Genomic DNA, 21,299 nt, shown 5'->3' on the forward strand with positions numbered 1-21,299 from the left:
GACTCACCTTTCCGGGTAGACGTTCAGTCGACTAGTCTTGAAATATGACGCTTAAATCTCCGGAGTGCGTCACCACCAGCTGATCCCGAGCCCGTGTCGCTGCAACATAGAGCAACGACCGTTCGCGCAGATTGAAGTCCTCGATGAACTCATCCGGCTGGAAGCGTGAGTTCAGAGGCGATGGGATGTCAGAACTGCCGGCATGCATGATCACAACATTCCGGAACTCTGTACCTTTGGCCCGGTGCATTGTCATGACGACAGGAAGACCGTCTTGGATCAGCCCCCTGCCAACGGACTGCACAATCACATCCAGCTCGCCTAAACGCCGTGCCGCTTTCCCCGGATCGCTCCTCACCAGGACGGCGATCTGTTCGGGTTTCAGCGTCGGGTCGGTGTCACACCGTGACAGCCACAACTTCAGAACGTCGGCCACAGCCTCGAGCTCTTCGTCGAGGTTTTCAAACCCACGAACAACTGGCGGTTCCCCGGCTCGCAACGATCGGTATCCCTCTACTGACTCTTCCGAATCTTCCAGGTCTGTAAACGATCCTCCCGAGAGGATGTGAAGCCCGAAAGCAAGGTTCTGTTCAGTTGTGCGGTAATTGAGCGTGAGCCTACGAGATCGCCCGACGATGCTGATTCCGAACCGAGACAATACAACTTTGCTGCCATAGATCCGCTGATGTGAATCTTCACCGATGAAGAGATCGTCTCGTCCTGGCCGAACAAGGGCACGTAGAAACATCCAGTGACCGGGGTTGAGATCCTGCCCCTCGTCGACTAGCAAATGATCGGCCGGATAGGCAGCGCGTCGTTGGCTTTCCGGAACCTCAGGGCGGTCATCTACGTTTGCCCGATCCTCCAAGATCACAGCAGCAAGATGGCTAGCTTCTTCGAAGCTGACTGAGTTGTTCGTTGCGGTCCTTGCGCGGTACGCTTCGAAGACGTCCCAAACAAACGACCGCTGCAGGCGGCTCAGTTTCACTCCACGGCCGGGCCTGCGGATTCGAAGATACTCTGGCTTATCCGAGATGCGGTTCGGCAATACCACCTGCTCGTATTCGTCCTTAAGGAAGACGCGATTCCGGGTCCGTTCTGGTAAATCGGCGGAAACCGACTGCAGAACTCGGTCCCAATCGGCATCTTCGCTACGATTCGTGACGTTCTGGTGCGCACGCCCCAAGAGTGTAGTTGTTGCCTGCAACAGTTCGTCAGCGTTAGCTCCGCGAAGAACTTCCGCAACAAGCTGATCGACACCTGCGACGTACAGCCCGCCTTTGCCAAGCTTCCCCGCACGCGGGACTGAGTTGTCCAGCGTGGACACCTGAGCATCAAGTTCACTCGCCAAGTTCCGGGTGAAAGTCGTCAAGACAACTCGCGGTGCCGGACCATCAGCTGGGGCAGTGGCGTTGGCAAGCCGTACTGCGCGATGAAGCAGAACGACGGTTTTGCCGGTCCCGGCGCCTCCTGACAGGCGGAATGGCCCGTTGTAACCGCGCTGTGCCCAGCGCCTTTGCTCCGGATGCAAGAAGACCCGCCATGCTTCGAAGTCTCCGCCCTCAGCTACACGCTTGAGCTCGTCTTCGTTCTCGACCTCCGCGAAGCTCAACTGAGCGGCCGAGGTGCGAAGTCCTGCGATGAGTGCGTCGTCCTGGCTCAGTTCAACATTGTCAGGCAGAGCAGGAACACCCGTGGGCCGGTCGGATTCCGCCAGGTCAGACGCCACACGAGGATAAGCAGCAGAAGCATCCGACAGCCTCGTATCATCGCTACCCGTGTCGAAGAGTTTCTTGACGATGTCTTCGTATGAAGTCCCCGATGCCAGATCCAACATTGCGTCCGATTGCCACTCAGGCGCGCCCAAGGATTCCAGACCATCAAGCAATTCGTCCACGGACCGGCACGATCGCGCTTTTGCTACGACACTGCGCCACATGCCCAGTTCGGAGATGAGCTTGGTGTCCGGCACAGCGCCGAGGGTTTCCGCCAACGGTTTGTCGCCGAAGACCGGGTCCGCCTCCGTGCGCCCGAAGGTCGCGGGAAGGCTTGCTTTGACGGCTTCAGAATGATTCGTGCCGGGCGCATAATTGTCGACCATCTCCTCCGCGGACGCTGCAGCAACAGGCGCTTGATTGGAATTCGGCGTTTCCAATCGTGACGCGAGTTCATCTGCATCGACCTTGTCGACAAGAGTGATTTCAGTGACGCCGTTCGTCGGATTGACGTCGAGCTTGAGGAAACGGGCCATCTCGATGGCTTTGTCATGCGGGTAGACCCCGTAGATGACCCAGCTCGTACCACTCTTGCCGGTCAGCTTGAAGAGAACCGCTCGCCAGAATTTGTCGACTCGACCGGTACGAAAACGACGGTCAGCAGAGTTCCGAATCGGCTCGATGTGAAGTCCCGACGAGGATTCGTCAGCATCGAGTTTCATCAGGAATTCCATCACCTTGCCCTTGATGGACTTCTCCATCTTGGACATGTTCTTGTGCATTGTGATGTTCATCGGTCCGAGACCTCCCCGTTGAAGTTGCTGCCTTCATCGTCTTTGCCTTGGTCCGGCTGCTCTCCAGTGCTGCCGCTACCTGAGTGCCCCAAAGCTGATTTCACTGTAGCGACCGCCGCGGACACGAGAGTCCACCCGCTGTTTCGCAGCTCTTCCTCGTCACCATCGATCGGATCGAGCAGCACTGCTAGCTTCTTTTCTGGCCATGCGAAGTCGAGAGAGACGCCCTCATCGGTCTCCTCACCCCACACTGGGACTTCCTCAACTCCTGCCTCTGCCAGATCACGAGCAAACTTCAATTCCTTCGCTGAGAGAAGACTCTGCTGAGACAGAAGCTCGTTCCATTCCTTTGACAGTGGGACACCGCCACCGGAGACGGCGGCGTAGTCAACCCCAACTGTGCTCGGAGCGGCTTCGTAATCTGAACCAGGCAGACTCGACAGACGGTCGGCCGCGTGCTCGCCCACGGCGTCTCCAGCGTCGCCCATACCACTGTCGCTGAGCACCGCTGAAATGGTCGTCAGTTCCACCCGAGATCCCGGTGCTCGCACGGCCACGATATTCGAGATGCGCAGCCATTCCTGCCATGCATCGGTGAACTCGTCGCCGATGGCAACTGATTCCTCTCGATCATCAATCACTGCAGCAATATCGAAGCGAATCATGTCATTGTCCACTGGCGCGGCAATCACCCGCAGCGCGCCACGATTCCATAAGAATCCATGTCGAAACCCAGTGGGCGACGATCCCTGAGGATGATCCGTCAGCGGAGCGTCACCGATGGCATCATCGACGACTGCTCCAGCCAATTCGCCAGTGGCCGCAACTTGGACAATTCGCTTGTTCCCGCGATGCATGGCGAAGAACAGAGGAGCCCCGTTTCCTGCAGCCACCATGGACTGTGGAACGCCCGGCTCATTGGAGTTCACGGCCTGAATCAGACCGACCAGTACGTCTAGTGGATTTCCGAGTGCGTCTTCTGATTGCGCAGTCCAGCCGAATTCGGGGCGATTGAGCACACTGGATACCACCGTTTTCGAGAACCATGGGGGCCTCTTGGCCGCGCCGAAACCATTTGAGTCGTGCAGTCCACCGCCCTTCAGTACTTCTGCGGCTTCGTCAACATCGGCACTTGTGATCGCGATAACCATGTTTCCCTGGCTTCGTACCCACGCACGCTTTGCCGCATCGTCGGCGAGGCGGTTGACGGCATGAGAAGCATGGAATGCCCGACCATCCGTGTAGATCGCGATGTCCGGTACATCCGGGGATTCACACCTGAGGAGGAAGTCCGGTTTCGTCCGTCCCAGGTTCACCTGAGGAATCATTCGCCACTTGAGCCTCGAGCCCAACTGCTGGATCTCGAGCTCGGTACCCGTTGGTGCAGGCTTATCCTGCACATCGACGTTTGCTCGTTCCAACCGTTCACGGAAGACCTGACGGAACCGTCGTTCGAGGAACGACTCGGGATCCATCGTCTGAGGAACCTCGGAAGTGACTTCCCATCGCTTCTCGTCATCGGCTTCTGCGACTCCACTGAGTTCGTCGCTCGCGCGCCCGGCGAGCAGAAGCTCTTTCAGTTTCTGTTCGGCGATGGAACGGCTCACCGTCGACGACGCAGTGCGCGGTACGTAGGGAAGCAGACATTTCGCGCATGCCCAGAGGTTCTGCTCCCGGCACTCGCATTCGGCCAAATGCCGCCACGCCTCGTACAGCACCTTCCACATGGTCTCCGGCTCACGCAGGTCAGCGAGATACCCGGTTCCGCCGGGCACGATGTCGTGCAGGAGGAGCGCTTCGACGACTCCTCCACCGTCGAGCGGTTCCTTAGCCGGAATGATGTCGATGTGGTCCGGATCCCCGCCGAGGTGCTTGGCCAGGCCCAACCGGATCGCCGCTTGCAGGGTCATCAGTGCGTTGTGTTCCCCGACGAGGAGATTCTCCGGAAGTCGGATCAGCGCACCTTGAGTGGTGAGGCTGTGTGTGAGCACAAGATTGAGATTCGACTCTTCAAGATCCTCGCGCTTCGGACACCATGGTCTGTGATCGGTCCGTTGATTGCCGTTGGTAGAGCTGTCAAGCTTTCCACAGTGATCGCAGACAACGAATCCGGAGTTGACGATGGTCTCCCCCGCAGCCAGAATCTCCTGGCCCTTTCCGCGGGTGCCGAAGTTCGTCGTCGTCACTGTCACCGAGTTGAGGTAACTGACGCCAAGACCGTAGCCGTCGACGAACCAACGGGAATTCATCATGGCCGGATCGATGTCGGCCGTCGGGGCAATCATGTATGAACGCAGACGACGTTCGTCATCGACATCGCTGATTCTTGCCTCATCACGATTGACCATGGCGCTGACTTTGCGCAGCTGAATCGCTTTGAGCCGCTGACCGACGTCAGCGATCGAGGCATCGCCACACCTAGGACATTGCGTTGGCGGTGTGACACTGGTCCGATGGTCATGGGAGTATCCGCATTCGGCGCATAATCTCAGTTCGTAGACTTCCTGCCGGTGCGGCCCGAGTTCGATCGCGTCGATGCGCGTCGCCAGGGAGCGTCCGTAGAAGGTCGATCCTGGAGCGAAATCGCGCAGCGCCTGTCTGGCTCCGCGTTCGAACTCGATCCGCTCACTTTCATAAGTTTGCGTATCTTCGTCCCGCCAGCGCACCGCCACGTCGAGTTGGGTGGTGTCGTCGAGGAGGGTGTAGTTGGGCAGCAGTTGATAGGTCTCGAGGGCTTCGATCCAGTACCGGCGACGTTCGTTCTCCAAGCGTCGTTCCGTCGCTCTTTGCGCCGAAACTGCTTGCCGGTAGGCATCCTTGTCTTCTTCGGTTGCTGTTGCCTCGTTGGCCGCCGCGGCAGCGAGTTCGTTGATGACTCGATTGATCTCTGTCAACTGATGCTGCAGCGATTCGACTTCCGTCCGGTACTCCCGATGCGCTTGCCACACAGTTGCCTGGAGCCCGCATGAACCGTCGTCTGCTACCTCGGCCCATGCGATGAGCTCTGTCTTCGCCTGATCGATGAGCTCGCCGAATCCTGCGAGGAACTCGGGAAGCAGTTCAACGTGTGACTCACAGTTGAGGTCGATGACCGAATTGAGAAATGGCGAATGATCCAGCTCGGCGCCGAAGACCTCTCCTACTCCGTGCACGGGAACAGCTCCGGGCGCCTGAGCAAGGCGGTCCATGAGGAAGGCGAGATACTGGCGTTTGATGATTTCGACGGCGTCAAGATAGGTCGCCGGCGGCTGCACCGATCCGTTGATGATCGACAGCGGCTCATGGATGGTGCGCAGTTCTTTCCCGGTGCTGCCGACGATGGCGAGGTTGAGCGCGTTTCCGGTGAGTCGTCCTGCGCGTCCGACTCGTTGCACGTATGAGGCGACGGTCTCCGGGAGGGATCCAAGCATCACTGTTGACAGGTCGCCGATGTCGATGCCCATCTCCAAAGTGGGTGTGGCGACGAGGACATTCGGTGCTGAGGGATCGTCCGAGCCGTGTTTGAATCCGTCTTCGTAGGCCTTGCGATCGTCGGTTTCGAGCATGCTCGAGTGCTCACGAGCGACGATGCGCGTCATCTGTGCACTTGTATAGAGATTGCGGTAGAAGTTCCCTTCGACGGTGCCTCCTGTCAGCCTGCCTGCACAGCCGACCATGAGGCAGTTCGCGTCCTCGAGGTCACGCAGGGTCTGATGGGCAGCGGGGAATTCCGTTTTGCACACGGAGCAGACCAGGTTCTCTGACTTCTCATTGACGTCGCTGAAGGCTCGTTCCAGCTGAATGCGGACTGGATCAATTCCGTAGGCGACGGCATCGGAGTCCTTGACAGGCATGGCCCTCAGAATTCCTTCGACGGCGAGCTTCTGCAGGAGGAGTTTCGTCAGTCCGGCCCCGTGGTTGGCCGTGACGCCAAAAGTTCGGGCTGCATATCTGGCGTACCACCCTTGGTTGGATTCGACCATGTCGAATTGTGAGCCACCTCGGCCACCGATTGACTTACGGGTCATTCCGGTGACCGCGAATGCCGGCGCATTGCGGCCGCTGGGGAACGCCGGCATGCCTTGGTCCCGCTTGCGCTTTCCCCAGATCCAGATTCGGTATCCTCCGCTGGCGACGTAACGGTCAAGCCACGGATGGTGAATGGCGCCCTGCGTGCGCAGTCGTTCGACGACGGCGCGGACCCATGCGATGCGCTTCCTCGCCGAGGTGGTGCTTTCTCCTCGTTGGTCCGTGTCCCCCAGATCGAGGACCCCCGCAACCTCGCCGGCTTCGGTGAGGACTTCGGCCGTGAGCCGATCGAGCATTCCCGCCTCTGGCAGCGCCACTTCAGCGTAGACGGTTCCAGTGGTCGATAAGGTCCGTCCGTACCGGGACTGCAGACCGAACTCGAGGGCTGCGTCGAAGGACAGTCGCTTCGTCACTTTCTCGACGGCTCGCCTATTGGTCCGCTGCGGTTGCTGCCACCAGGTGCGCACATCGGCGAAGCGGTCGGTGGAGAACTCGGGTGGCAGCACTCTGTATCGCTTAGCAGTGTCTTCGCCGGCTTGGGAAATGATCTGTCCGGCGACTGCTTCGAGTGTGCTGTAGTCGCCGATTGCTTCGGCAATGACGTTTCTCAGGGTCAGAACATGAGAGCGGGATTCGACGAATCCGGCGCGGTGGGCTGCATCCTGCACGGAGTCGGTGAAGACGAGGGACTTCTTCTCGTTGTCGTCGAGGTTCTGGTCGCCGAAGAGAGTCGACAGGCTCACGGAGAGCAGTGTTGCGACAGCTGACCCGAGGAAGCGAATGGAATCGCGTTCACCGCAGGCAGGGCAGTATTCGGCTTTGGACTTCTCCTCGGCGTCAGAGCCTTGGAAGACTAGTACGGGCAGAATGTCGCCTGCGTCGAGAGCTTCAGCGAGGTCATCGGGGATCGTCGGAGTTCCGAAGATGCGATCGGGGCTGATGAAGTCACGGTTGCGGACGTTGAATGCGGTGAGATTCTCGTGCAGTTCGTCCGCATTGCCGCCGGAGAGTTCGAAGCGGTCGGCTTCGCCTCCGGCGCTGATGAGTGCACGGTAGCGTGTGTTCTTCGACATCGATTCGCGGCGGATGTTCTTATCCTCATCCGGTGCAGCAAGCTGGTTGCCGACTGCGGACTTCACGACTCCCCAGCCGTTGCGTCCGCAGTTGCGGCAGTAGATCGCGGGGAACCGCTCTCGGGCTGAGTTGTCATCCCAGGTTCCTGTATCGGCAGTGATGAGATGCCCGTCGTCGGCCCAGGCGAATTCTGTTTCTCCGCCCGCGACGCGGTCGATCCTTGTCAAGGCGCGCACCCACATGTGTACGTCGATCGTGGGTGCCGCGAGTCGTTCAGCGGCGCGTATGGTGCTCAACCCGGCGATGATGTGGCCGATATAGTTCTGGGCCGTCGTGCCGCGATCTCCCAGGAGGTTCGCCGCCAGTTCGTCGAGGCTTTTCGCCGAGGTGGTCGATTCGAGGAAGGTCCGAATCCACGGATGTCTCTTGGCCAGAGTGAGGAGTTGGGCTGTGTCCTCGCCGAGGTGGTCGAGCGCCATCTTCCACTCAGGCTCCGGGGCGGGGTCAGTGACGGCGGTCGCGTTTGAATCCTCGCGTATGCGGAAGAGGGTGGCGAATGCTCGGCGACCGGTGATTTCGTCGCCGGAGTTCTTCTGACCGTTTTCGATCCAGCTCACAGCTGCATTGATGTCGAGAGCACTGGGATCCTCGATCGGTTCAAGATTCTCCCGCGCAGCACTGAGTTCAGCACCGGGGAGCGTGGCCCATTCCCCGACCGTATAGCGTGATTCGGTGACGACGGAGTCATTGTCGAACTCGTCTCCGAAGACGGTGCGAGCGAAGGTGAGAATTCGACTCGGATCGTTCTTGTCCCCCAGTGTTGCGCTCGTCGCTACGGGTGTTATCAGCCCGAGCGGTCGGGTACGATCATCGTCGGTGATTTCAGGGCCGTTGTCGGGCCACTGTGATTTCAGTTTGGCGCCCAGGCGGCGCAACAGCATAGCAACGTCGGTTCCCTGGGCACCGTCGTAGGTGTGGAACTCGTCGAGGACGAGGTAGCGCAGGCTCAGCGCGCTTTCCGACCAAATCTTCTGATCGGCAACGCGCAGAAGCATCTGGTCGAGCATCTTGTAGTTCGTCAGCAAGATGTCCGGTGGATTCGACTGGATTGCTTCTCGATCATTGATGAGACCATCGGCAGTGACACGAGAGCGCTTTGCGTCTCCATCATCGCCGGTGTAGATAGCAGCGCGAATGCCGCCGAGTTGGGGATCGTCAGTGATCATCCGCGCCAGTCGCTGGGCTTGGTCTGTGGCCAGCGCATTCATCGGATAGAGGATGAGACCGCTGACGCCTGCCCCGCCGCGTCGACGATGACGGACCACGTGGTCAAGGATCGGGTAGAGGAACGACTCGGTCTTACCTGATCCTGTTCCGGTGGTGACCAGAGTGGGTTGAGGGCGCTGGCCCTCGCCGAGATTGCGGCTGCTCAGCCGTTCAAAGGCTCGGGCCTGATGGCCGTAGGGTTCGAATTTGCCGGGCGTGATCTCGAGAGCGTCTCCCCCGCCAGGCTGTGGCTTGAACGGTGTCCGCGTGCGAATGTATGGACCTTTGAAAATGCCGGTCTCGGGATCACGGAGGAAACGATCAAGTGCCGTCTGCACTTCTTTGTCTGCAAGGGCAAAGGTGGTCCGCAGGTATTCCGTCAGTGACTCACGAGCACGACGAGCTTGAGCGGTGGGCAACAGCTGACTCATGAGACTGCTCCTTGGCTATTCGACGGCTCGCGCACGCTCTCTCCCTTATCAGCGAGACGCTGTTCAAACTCGGCATAGGCGGTACGCATATCGGCTTCACGGTCGAACGTGCGGAACGGCGGCACATACGTGTACTCAAAGCCTTGCGCATTCGTCGCCGAGAGGTCATCCTCGTCGGCTGCGTCGCCGAGTTTCTGCCACGTTTTGAGAACGTCGGCAGGTACGATGCGACCGTTCTGGTCGAAGTGGTCTCGTTGAGTGTCGTACTTGTACAGGACGGGAAACTGCGTGCGATAGATCGAACAGAGTTCGTCGGCGCTCACACCGAGCATGAGCGCCACGAGCGCATCAATCTCAACCTGAGCTTGACGCCGGTCTGCAGCGAGACGAAGTGGCGAGCTTTCCGACCACTCGTAGTCGAGCACATCCATGGACACGGAGTCCGGGTATCCGTATCCGCCAGTCCAGGCTTGGCCATCGGAAGTGAGGTCACTGAGTGAGTTCCAGAGGTCGGCATAACCGTCAGTCAGGGAGTTGAGGAGGAGAACTCGTACTTTAACATCCGCAGCGAGCGGATGATCGGAATTCGGCAAAGGAAGGCGGGCCGTAACGGCGGGATAGATTCCACTCTTCGGTGCAACACGAACTGCGAAATCAGACAGCAAAGAACTCATTGATCCGCTTGCAAGCAACAAATCATGATCGGAGTCGAATCCATAACTAAACACACCGTTGATATGCGCTACGCCCGGAGGAATCAGCGCAGGGATTAACGTCCGCTCGCCTGTGTTGGCAGCCATTGCACGCCAGGCGATTCGGTAGTAGTCGCGGGCGGCGACTCGGTCGCCGTTGGGGAGGGTCCAGTGGGTGTAGAGCTGGTCGTACTTGCCATCGCGAATCGGCTTATAACTCGTCACCGGCACAGCGTCCCCAGGAAGGTGTTCAATGTCGACGTTATGCCAGTCGCCATGACTTTTCATGCTTGGGTTCGGATATTTATATACCGGGGTGCCAACATGCAAATTTGGCCCTTGATAAATTACATTGCTCCAATCAGCAGGTCTACCCCACTGAAGCTCAAATCTACCGGCTTGTCTATCGGACTTCTCGTGCCACCCAGAACTGAACTGTGGGCCCGAAGCTCCGACACGTCTCGCCAGAGACAATTTCGCCAACACAGAGTCAGCTGAGGAATTAACCGTATAGATCAACGGGGTCTGCGCAGAAATCGATTCGTACTCGCCTAGAACTACGGCCCACTGATTCAGCTTGCTATTGTCCACATTAACAATTCTCGACTTGTGGGGCCGCAAATCCCACGAATCTTCTGGAGTCTTTATTCCTGGATCCGCTCCCGAACCATCATGTTTCAATGATCGATCTACTGTATCTGGGTGATACAAGTTCGAGGCGTTTAAAAACTTTATCTCCTCAGAGAAAGCCCCATAGACATGGACTCCAAAGTTGAATATGTGAGCAATTTCGAATAGTTTTAACTCATTAATGAACTGCCAGTGTCGGCGTAGGCGTCGATACGTTTGCTGGCGAAGGTAACCTGCTCTTGAGTCCGTGAAATGAGATTCAGGGTGGATTAGTCCAGTGACACCAGCACTCGCAGAGTGGCGCCAGACTTGCTCCATAAAACACCGATATAGATCTGCCTGAAGTCCTTGCAAGGCGGGATAATTATTGCCCGCACTTAGATACTCATTAGTTCCAGCGACGTCTACGATTCCATCCAATACTAAGTCCACAATCCCTGGCAGTTCAAGAGTCTTTGCCCGCATTCGATTTCGGACTGTCTCAGATGGTTTAAGCGTCAGCTGCCACCAAGGATCGCCCTCGGCGAGGAGTGCGTCTATGTCCACCGTCGGACGCACCCAAGGCGGGTTACCGAGCTGAAGGTCAAACCCTCCTCGTTGGAACACCGTGGCGAAGTCGAGGTCCCAGTGGAAGAAGCCCTGTTGTTCGGCGATCGCTTCAGTGATCCTCAGCCACGGGTGCTCATCGAGGACCTTCTCAACTGTGGATGCGGCACCTGAAATGGCCCGCTGGTTGCCTTCGTACTCATTGAGTTCGGACCAGTTATCCACATCGAACATCGACGCCTGGCCTGCAACTCTCGAGGTGCTTCGGCTCTTCACGTCGCCCTCTGGCTTGCCAAGCATTTGCTCGCACGCGTCGACCCACTGTTCAACGGACGGTGGTTCAATATCGGTCTCGGTAAGCGGCCAGAACCACAGGGCGCACCAGGCGTCCATCACTCGACGCAGTCGCTGGTAGGCACCGTTCGGATCAGCGAGCTTTGCTTCGATCTCTGCCCGAGTAATTGTGGTTCCGGACTCGGGCTCCTCGAGACCCCACACATTGATCGTGCGCCGAGTTTCAGCCTCGGCGATGGTCAGTCGTTTGAGTGCAATCTCCCACAGAACATCAGCCTGTTTCGACAGCCCGACTAATCGCCCTATCTGCGGGTTGCTCAGCTTCACTCGCTGCGACTTTCGCCATGTCTTCAGTCGAGCCACAGCTTCAGGGGCGAGTGCTTTGCCTTCCTTAGCGTCGGCTGCGGCGCCCCACCCCTCGGCAGGAAGGAGGAACTGATAGATGCTCTGTCCATCGCGCTCGTCTGAATCAACCTTCTGCGGGGTCGATTTCAACCACGTCTTGTCTTTAACCGTGCTGCGGCCGTAGACAGAGCGGCGAGCGCCGATGAGCGAATTGCCTCGGCGCAGTCGCAGTCCGAACCACGGCGCAGAGAGATCGGCGACCATCGTGTCGAGCCAGAGTGAGATTTCTGCGAGCTCGACGGCGGTGGAGTTGAGGTCGACTCCGTAGACATTGTGCAGAGCAATATATGCCTTGGTCTTCTGGAGTTCCTGTTGGTATGTGGCTGGATCGATGGCCTCCCCCAGCTCGTCCTGCTTGCGCCTCAGATATTCGACGGCGAGTTGGTTGACGGCTTCCAACGCGAATGCACCGGATCCCAGTGCAGGCTCGCATACGGTGAGCCTGAGGATCCCGTCGGCGCTCATGTCATCGGTGAGCAGTTCAGCCAGTGCTTGAGACACCGTGAAGCGGGTGAGCACTTCCGGCGTGTAATACGATGCCGACTGCTGCCGGTCTCGGCCGGAGAGTCTGAAGACGAAGCTGCCTTTAGTATGGCGCACCGGCGCATATTCACCGCTCGCCTCGGCGAACTCACACACGAAGTCATCGGCGTCGATGTGATCTGCTCGATCTGTCGGCACCACCCAGCTGCCTTTGCTCGAGTCTCCCTTGGGGGCCACTTCGAAAAGGTCAGTCTCTGCAAAGAAGCCGGTGTAGGACATCAGCCCTTCATAGACTCGGCCGAGTTGGTTGATTCCGAGCTCCGCATACGAGATGAAGCCGCGGGCCTTCTTCGCCGATTCCTTGCTGAGGAGCAGCTTTTGGAGAACTTGCTGGAGCGCGTCGTTTCCCAGACCCACCTCATCGATGTGCGCGGTAGCCTTCCGCGAGAACAGATCCGCCTCGAGCGGGTGGAAGACCAGGCCTTCACTCATCGGCACGGCTTCATGGGAACGATCAGCCGCCTCGGCGATCCGGAGATCATTGTGACCGGATTGGATCTGGGTGAACAGAACGTTGAGGGACTGATAGAGGTGGGTGCCGTCTCTACGGGTGGGAATGTCGACGAGGGCAAGGTCGCGCAACCGGTCAAGACTGTATCCGGATTCGTATTCCGTCGAGCCGACGGGAACAACGTCAAGCTCAGGGGACGCCTCGGCGAAGAGGAGGAAGAGAATGCGGTAGAGGAATCGAAGTGATTGCTTTGCGAGTACCTGGGCCTCGTCGGCCGGCAGAGGGTCAAGGTTTTCACGCCGGCGTCGAATGACGACCTCATTGGCAATGATCTCGATCGATTTCTGAACAGCTTCACGAAGGTCCTCGGACACCTTCTCAGTGTGCTTAACGGAGTCATCGAGAACTCCGGAGAACCAAGTTGTCCCTTCGGCGGTGGGAGCAAGTGCCTGAGCACTGGTGCAGGCGAGGAATTGATCGACGGCTCCCCCACGCTTCGTATCGTTACGTTCAAACAGCAGTCCCAGGTCGATCGCCAGATAGCGGCCTTCTTGCCACCGTTCCGCCGCAGTGAGCAACATCGTTGACCCGGCGAGGACGAGCGCGAAGCTCGGAGGATTGTCTTCGACGAAGCGCTTCGACAAGTATCGTGCAACAGAGTCGGTGCGTTCGAGTTTCTCGGTGCTACCCGGGAGCGTTTGAATGATCGGGCGCAACAACGTCGAGGCTTCTTTGTCGAGAAGGGCAGCGATGTCATCGACCGGAGTAGCGAAGACCACGAGCAATGGAGTCGAGTCCTCGGTCGTCGCAGTACCGTGCACGTCCTGATAGGAGGATTCCGTACCATCATGGTTTCGGCCTGTGACAATGTCGTAGCCAGCTGAGTATCCGAGCAGATCAAGTAGCTCGTAGTCGAAGCGAACGACCTCATCGGCGTCCTCATCGTTCCAGGTCTTTCCTTCTCCGAGGCCTTCTGTCAGAGATACCAGCCGCTTTTGAAGCTTCTGCCTGGCACCCGACCATGCGCTCAAAGGCGTCGACAGGGTTCGACCTTCAGCCTCGGCGTCGGAGCTTTCCTGTTCCCATTCCTTGCGCAGTTCCAGGGCTTTGGCCTTGAACGATTCCTTGGTGGAATCCGAGGTGAAGTAGTCGTCGCTGACGAAGTCCTGAACAACGGTGAGTTCATCCATGTCAGTTCTCCTCTGCGCTCTCGACGACGGTTGTGTCGTTCGCTACTGGTGTCTCGGTCGGAACGGCCACGAGCAATGGTCGTAACAGACTTCGGTTCGGCTGCATTGACGTGATGAGTTCTTTCTCCTCGTCCACGGTTCGAATCCGCTTCTTCAACGTTGATACCTGAGTGAAGTCGAGGGCACCCTGTTTCCATTTCTCGTTGCGGGAGAACCAGTCGTTGACGCGTTGTTCGATTCGGCGTTTGCCGGAATCGATGACCTCATCAAGGCTGTCGGCGACTGCATCGATCGCCGCCGGCACGAGGGACTGATACATGTCGGTGTCGATGAGTCCAGGGTTTGGGAGCCTGCTTCGCAGCCCAAGGTCAGCGATGAGTGCACCCGCGTCTTCATATTCGCCGGTCAGTCCGAAGGCGGGATCATTGCCGGGGAATGTCACAGTGCGGAAGACACTCGAGACCATCTGACCTCGTCGGTTCGTCAGACCGGCGTGGACGACGACGGTCGGGGCCGCGACATCTGCGCGGACGACGTAGATTCCGCCGCGCTTGGGCACACGAGACAGGGCACGGTCGGCAACCCACTGGAGTACCGGGTGAAGCGGGCCCAAGTAGAGCGCTTCGGGCCACAGGGAATCGTTCTTGGCGTCTGTCGAATTGCGGGCAGCGTCGACGAGTCTTCGACCGGTGGACTTGGTCGTGGCGAGTTTGAAGTTCGCCTTGACGCCACGATCCTTGAGATAAGTCTGCGGCAGGCTCTCCAATCGGGACCACATATCCCGAGGCGGCTCGAGCTCCGCGATAGATTCCCGCGAATGGTAGTTCCAACTCACACCGCCGCTGCCATCGACGGAGGGACGCTGCTCCGGGTGGTTCCGGTAGACCATGGCGAGGCCGTCGTGGAGGAAATCAACTGGGGAGGAGTAGAGAGCCAGTCCTGTGGCATTGCGGGTCTCAGCGACGCCCGCTCTGTTGCTATCTGAGCTATCAGCGTCCGACTCTTCGGACTCTTCAGGCAGCGTGCTGAGGAGAAGATTGAGGATCTCGTTGCCTTGGGTCGCTTGTCCGACGTCCGCAACGATGTCGTCGACATCCTGCCCCTTGGCGAGCGCGGTCTTGATGGCTTCCTCTTCAGCCTCGGCGGTGTATTTTCCCATGAGCGCGGCGGCGTCACCGAGGGCGGTATGCGCTTCGTTTTCCTTCTCGATGAGTTTCTTCAGGACTCGAATGTCACCAGAGAAGCGTTCTGAGTCAGGTTGCAGCACCAATGTGGTGATCTGTGGTCGCTGAGTCTGCCCGTAGCGGTCGATGCGACCGTTGCGCTGTTCGATGCGGATGAGTGACCAGGGGATGTCGAAGTGAACGAGTTCGTGGCACTGCGAATGCAGATTGACACCTTCAGACGCGACGTCGCCGGTGACGAGCACACGGATGGGTGAGCTCTTCTTCTTGAAAGATTCGACCACGTCCTGCTGTTCGACGTCGGAAAGACCACCGTGCAGGACTGCGACCTGGTCATCTTTGAGCTTGAGGTCCTTTTTGAGGTTGGTCTGCAGCGCGTGGAGTGTGGCAACTCGTTCAGCAAAGATGACGACTCTGGTCTCGCTTCTCGGGCCGATGCCGATGTCACCGAGATAGCTGAGCAGGGCACCGTATTTGCCTGTCTGCGGCAGCTTGGCCGCTCGATTGTGATCGACTGCCTCGAGGCTGGATGCGGCGTATTCGCGCAGGCGATTGAGAGCCCGGGCTTCTCGTGTCGTCTCTTCGGTCACTTCGTGCGCCTTGAGAGTTCGGAGACGGTTGTCGATTGTCTCGATGAGCGCCTCGGGACTGGAGAGGAATGCCTTGGCGAGAGTCCACGGGAAGAGGCTGGTCTTTCCCGAGTATGGACTTGTCCCGGTTGGGTGAAGCCAGATCTGATCGAGTTCCTCTGCGACAGCGTTCTCTTCTGGGCTGGCGTATGCGATTCGAGCCTGGGGCTCTTTGCGCTCGGCCCAATCAGCACCGACTTCCTTCTTCACGTCTTCCGAGTAGCGGTGGCGACGGACGATGAGCTTCTTGACGGCTTCTTCCTCGAGGTTCCCATCTGGTTTGACCGCGGTGGGTTCAAGAAGGCGGACGAGTTCGGCGAAGGATTCCTTCTTGCCGTTGTGCGGGGTGGCACTGGCGAGGATCAGCGCGTCAGTATTCTTAGCCAGCGTGTCCGCGAGCCGGTGGTTGAGCGAACTAGTGTTGGTGACGTTGTGGGATTCGTCGATGACCACGGCGTCCCATTTGTGTTTGCGCAGATGGGCGAGGTACCTGTCCGATTTCAGTGTGTCGATCGAGATGATCACGCGTTTGAAGTAGGTGAAGGGATTGCGCGTGGCAGGCAGCTTCTGACGGATCCGCTGGATGCCCTGCGAATCGAGGCGCACGAACGGGATGGCGAACTTCGTCCACATCTCATGCTGCATCTGTTCGAGGACGTGTTTGGGCGTCACGACAAGGATGCGATCGGCTCGCCCACGCTTGATAAGCTCGGCGAGGATGAGGCCGATCTCGATCGTCTTGCCAAGACCCACTGCGTCGGCGAGGAGAATGCGAGGACGGAGATTGCTCGGGTCGAGGATCTTCCTCACCGGAGTCTGCTGATATTCCTTCGGGTCGATGAGCATCCCATCGGCCACAGTGAGATTAGTGTCTTCGACCGCTGTCGCAGTTTTCATCAGAGTCGCTTCGAGCCAAAGTTTGGCATCGCGGTACCCGGAGCTGGGGTCGTTGATCAGCGGGGCTTGTCTGGGGTCGACCGGAGTGACTGTGTCAATCGAGTCGTAGAAGATGGCGCTCGTGTCACGGACGAGTTCGGAGAGCCCCTGGACTTCGATGCGCTGGACAGGCCTCGTAGGGGTGACTTCCTGGTGGTTGGCACGTTCGTAGATGGTCTGGACGCCGGTGACGAGCCACTCTTCGTCGCGGACTTCGACTACGGAGCCGGGCGCGAGGGTGGCTGCTTGTGAATTGCCTTCCTCCATCGGACTTGCTGGACGGTCGCCGTCGATCGTCGGGGAGACCACTGGCTGCGAAGACACCATTACACAAACCTCACGAGAAGACGGGCACTACTGTCGTCATGTTATCTCGGATGCACCGACTTGCACGTCTATGCCCTCAGTCGAGATTCGACGCTGCAGCCGCGTGCAGGATAGACACCGTCTCTGCGATGAGGTCTGCAACGTCGTACCTCGTCAATGAGGTCACGTCGAGGTCAAGGATCGTCGCGATTCGCAGACCTTTGTCACCTCCGAATGGCCCGGCTCCGGGGTACTTTTCCGCGTCCTCGATCTGCTGGTGGTGTTCGTCAAAGTCAAAGGTGCCAGCAGGCCTTTTGAACCCGTCGTACCTTCCCCCGCTCAAAGCACTTGCCACACTTTCCAATCCTCTTTTGGACAGTTCTTCCTTCAGCGAACTGCAACTCATTGACTGATGAATTCGGCTGGCAAGATCGAAGGCCAGTGATTGTGCCTCGTGTCGTGTTCGCAGGGCTCGATCATCTGAGCCGATCAAGTCGACTTCGATGTGAGGACGAAATTTCCAAGTCTTCCCGTTGAGCCTGCGAGGCGAAGTTCGGAGATCCACTCCGACCGAGACGGAACAGTCGTCTCTGTCACGCGGGTGAGCAGCCCAAGCAAATACCATTGGACTACCGGCGTTATCTCGTGTCGGATTGGCGTTTGCAGGTGCCACAGCCTCATTCAGTTTGGGCACTAGCTCCCTTGCAATTCGCTTGGTCGCAATGTCATTGACGTAATATCCGGTGCTCGCGCCTAAGTAGCCTTCCGCCTCGTTATCCCACAGGTCAAAGGTCTCCACAATGCTTTTCGCCAGCCAGGAGGCGTGTGGGTGAGCCGAATCTTGCCAGCGCGCATAAACATCCTTGAGACGCAGTCTGGTCCACTGGGTGTCTACACCCGCTTCCTCTTCGTCGAAAGCGCAGAAGAACAGGCGAGGAGGGGGCGAAGACACTGCAGATGCCCACGATACGTATCCTTCAAGCTGATCCCCGTGAATTGAGGAAGCTCCCTTCATCTCCAACGCAGCCTTGATCTCATTGCTGTCATCTCCTCGAAGGACCAGGTCGAGTCGTCCTTTTCCCTGCGTCTGCACCTCTCTCATTGCAACGTAGGACTCGTCATCAGGAAGGCCGAACAAATAGGAGACCGGCGCCGGTCCAGGTCAATCAGCATCGCCAAGAGATCTGTTGCTGAATTCTCGGATGCCAGTAGACGCCCTAGTCCGTTTGAATCTGCACGCATATAGTCGTTCATTTTCACGCCCTTCGTAGAACCCGATCTTGTCTTGGACCCTACTCGACCTTCAGCAGCCCCTGTTACAAACGACCGAGTGCCAAGTGGCCGCGAACGACCCAGCAAACTTGCCTTTTACGGTCACAAACTAGTTACAGATAGTGGACTTCAGGTGCGATTTGCAATCTATGTCAGTGGTCTCGACTTATACTGAGTTCACCCCCGCGGAAGTGAGCAAGCCCACCTCGGCCCAGAAACATGTGAGGGGCCTACCCCTTCACTTTGAAAGGCTTGAACTCTGTGAGCATTTGGTCCTTCCTCACGTGGGCTGTCTTCGGCATAGCCTTTGCCGGCATCCTTGTCTTCTTCATTCAGTTCGCCATAGTCGCGACTCGCGAGAACCGAGCCTCCAAGGCAAGGATCTCTGAAGTCCACACGCTGTTAAATGCCGCGAAGAACTCACGCGTCCAAGCACGGCAAAAAGCTGCAAAAGCTTCAGATACGGTCCGCGACGTCTGGGTCGAATTCGATGAGACTCTGGTTGATGATCTTCGGGTTGGCAGGACTCGGTCGACGGTCGAAGCCGAGTTCTTCTTCAACTCCCACTCCCTGGCTGGACCTCTATTCGAGAATCGATGGATCCAGGCACTGCCCGGAACCCTCATCGCAATCGGCGTGGGAGGAACGTTCTTCAAGCTCACCTTCGGCCTCATGGGCCTCGACCTGAGCGGCGACACAGACATCGATGCGTTGCAGGAAAGCGTCATGACCCTGCTGACAACAGCCGGCCTCTCGTTCTCGGCTTCAGGCCTCGGAGTGTTGATGAGCCTGATCGCCACCGGCGTCCTCTCCAACATTCAAACTCGAACTGCCGGTGCGATCAATACGCTGGTATCGGAAATCGACAGCTACTTCGAGCGATACTCGGCTGAGTTCGGCATCCAGAAAGTCGAACAGAACACTCGAGAGATCGCGCAGTCGCTCAACGAGCTCCACGAGAAGATCGGCGTTGAGTTCCAGAAATCCGTCCAGGGTTTGAGCAGCGACATGCAGAACGCCATCATCGGTGCCATCAACGTCGCTCTCGCGCCCGCAATGGAGAGTCTCAGCGAAACGACATCGCGTCAATCGGGCGAAGTCTTCGAGAGCCTGGTCGGTCGCTTCAGTGAGGCGTTCGAGGGCATGGGTAAGTCACAGGCGACCGCGATGAAATCCGCGTCGCTAGACCTTGTCGAATCTGTCTCGTCATTGAGCAGTCAGATCGGAAACACGCTCGAGCGAATTGAGAAGACGACTGCGGACAGCTCTCAGGCGACCAGCTCCGGTGTCACTCAGATGTTGGCAGCGGCACAGGACCAGGCAAGACAAGACCGCGAAAACCACGCCGTCGCCTCGACTGCGGCGAGAGAACAGGCCGAAGTCGACCGTGCTGCATACGCTGAAACCCTCGCACAGCTGCAGACGACTTCCACTGAGTCCCTGGCACGCTTCAAAGCCGAGGCGAGCGAACAGACCGATGTGCTGCAGCGGCAGTTCGGAGAGCTGGCCGAAGCCGCCAACGACCGCCAGCATTCGCTCGAAACGAACATCGCGCGCCTCGTTGAACTCACGTCCGAGACCCAGGGACTGATGGGAACCTCTGCCAAGAATATGGCGGCAAGTTCTGCTGACCTCAAGACTATTGCAGACGGATTCTCGGCGACCACCCGGACAGTCTCCGGCAATCTCTTAGATGCGGTCTCAAGTATCCAAGCAGTCAGCCAGCAGCAGTCGCTGTCGCTCCAGGCACTCGATCAGCACTCAACCGCCATCAACCAGATCACCAGTCACTCGAGCAGTGCGGGCGAACGGTTAGCAGCAGCCGCCCACGAAGCTAAAACGGCGTTCGACGAAATGCGCCAACACCAGGCGGAGTTCCTGCTGGGCCTCGGCTCCTCCCTCGACGGAGCGAAGACAAGTCTGACCCAAAGCATCGAACAGACTGCGAAGAGGATGGCCGAATGGCTTGCCGCGTACTCCGACACTGTGAGTTCGCAGACCGATGAGCGGCTCGATCAGTGGAACAAGCAGAGCACTGATTACGCCACCAGTATGCTGCAAATCGCGAAATCGCTAGAGGGCGTCGTAGACGAGCTCGAGGGGGTGAACAAGAGTGGCGCTTACACGCGGAAGGCGGTCCTCCGCTGACGGATCGAAAGAGACCAACTACTGGTCATCGTTCACCGATGTGATGACTGGAGTGTTGTTCGTCTTCATTCTGGTCGTCGTAGTCCTCGCCATTCAACTGATGCAGGCACAGAAGGACTTCAAAGCGCAGACCGATGATCTCAGCGAACAGATCGCGAACTCCAGCAAAGCGGAGACCATTCGCAAAGACATGCTTGATGAGATTCAAGACGAACTCAAGTCCCAAGGCATTGAGGTCGTCGTTGCCCAGAACGGTTCGGTCATCAGCATCCCCAATGACTCATTGGGGTTCGACCGGGGCTCCTATGAGATCAAGAAGCAGTACACAAGCAAATCATTGGCGATCGGCGAGGTCATTGCTACCGCAATCGAACAACACGAGGGCACCAAGTTCCTCGATACCGTGTTCGTCGAAGGCCACACTGACAATGCGAATTACAAAGGTCTGGAAGGCACAGGCAACTGGGGACTGTCGACATTCCGCGCTATCTCCCTCTGGAAGCTCTGGGAGGACGACCTGCCTAGGAATGAACAACTGGCGAAGATGCAGGGGCCAGACGGACAGCCGCTGTTCTCTGTATCGGGTTACGGAGAGACTCGACCGATGAACAACAACCAGTCGACTGACGCCGGCGCTTCAGCCAACCGACGAATCGACATCCGATTCACGATCATGCGCGCGGACTCCGATCAGCTCAAAGAGATCGAACGCGAAGTCACAGGCTGATGACTCTGGACTTTCCTCTCCCGTCAGCGAATGCGAGCATCCTGCGGTGGAGCAGCCA

General features: G+C 58.1%; 7 protein-coding genes. 2 read left to right on the forward strand and 5 right to left on the reverse strand.

What is annotated here, in order from left to right; genetic code table 11:
* Positions 1-31 precede the first annotated feature (31 nt).
* From PGC08_RS12350 to PGC08_RS12370, 5 genes are all read right to left on the reverse strand, one after another.
* On the reverse strand, positions 32-2,509 hold the full coding sequence (locus PGC08_RS12350) for a UvrD-helicase domain-containing protein (protein ID WP_271708513.1): 2,478 nt from the start codon (positions 2,507-2,509) through the stop codon (positions 32-34).
* The gene (locus PGC08_RS12355) at positions 2,506-9,288 is read right to left on the reverse strand and encodes a DEAD/DEAH box helicase (RefSeq protein ID WP_271708514.1); all 6,783 of its coding nucleotides are present in this window, start codon (positions 9,286-9,288) and stop codon (positions 2,506-2,508) included. Before PGC08_RS12355 ends, PGC08_RS12350 begins: the two co-directional genes overlap by 4 nt.
* Complete coding sequence (locus PGC08_RS12360; protein ID WP_271708515.1) at positions 9,285-14,039, reverse strand: Eco57I restriction-modification methylase domain-containing protein; 4,755 nt, start codon at positions 14,037-14,039, stop codon at positions 9,285-9,287. The genes PGC08_RS12355 and PGC08_RS12360 overlap by 4 nt, the downstream gene beginning before the upstream one ends.
* Position 14,040: 1 nt before the next feature.
* The gene (locus PGC08_RS12365) at positions 14,041-17,115 is read right to left on the reverse strand and encodes a helicase-related protein (protein ID WP_271708516.1); all 3,075 of its coding nucleotides are present in this window, start codon (positions 17,113-17,115) and stop codon (positions 14,041-14,043) included.
* Between the two features lie 76 nt (positions 17,116-17,191).
* Entirely contained in the window at positions 17,192-18,187 is a 996-nt protein-coding gene (locus PGC08_RS12370) for a hypothetical protein (protein WP_271708517.1), read from the reverse strand.
* Positions 18,188-18,627: 440 nt separating this feature from the next.
* Between PGC08_RS12370 and zorA the strand changes: the two genes are divergently transcribed.
* The gene (zorA, locus tag PGC08_RS12375; RefSeq protein ID WP_271708518.1) at positions 18,628-20,514 is read left to right on the forward strand and encodes an anti-phage ZorAB system protein ZorA; all 1,887 of its coding nucleotides are present in this window, start codon (positions 18,628-18,630) and stop codon (positions 20,512-20,514) included.
* 43 nt (positions 20,515-20,557) lie between these two features.
* On the forward strand, positions 20,558-21,241 hold the full coding sequence (locus tag PGC08_RS12380) for an OmpA/MotB family protein (protein WP_271708519.1): 684 nt from the start codon (positions 20,558-20,560) through the stop codon (positions 21,239-21,241).
* Positions 21,242-21,299: the final 58 nt, after the last annotated feature.

It is taken from the genome of Brevibacterium sp. BDJS002 (assembly GCF_028201555.1).
Taxonomy (GTDB): domain Bacteria; phylum Actinomycetota; class Actinomycetes; order Actinomycetales; family Brevibacteriaceae; genus Brevibacterium; species Brevibacterium aurantiacum.

What these genes read in the sequence shown, in the direction of transcription:
- PGC08_RS12365 (WP_271708516.1), bottom strand. Translation starts at nt 17,115, where the DNA reads ATGGTGTCTTCGCAGCCAGTGGTCTCCCCGACGATCGACGGCGACCGT.
- PGC08_RS12350 (WP_271708513.1), bottom strand. Translation starts at nt 2,509, where the DNA reads ATGAACATCACAATGCACAAGAACATGTCCAAGATGGAGAAGTCCATC.
- PGC08_RS12360 (WP_271708515.1), bottom strand. Translation starts at nt 14,039, where the DNA reads ATGGATGAACTCACCGTTGTTCAGGACTTCGTCAGCGACGACTACTTC.
- PGC08_RS12355 (WP_271708514.1), bottom strand. Translation starts at nt 9,288, where the DNA reads ATGAGTCAGCTGTTGCCCACCGCTCAAGCTCGTCGTGCTCGTGAGTCA.
- PGC08_RS12380 (WP_271708519.1), top strand. Translation starts at nt 20,558, where the DNA reads ATGACTGGAGTGTTGTTCGTCTTCATTCTGGTCGTCGTAGTCCTCGCC.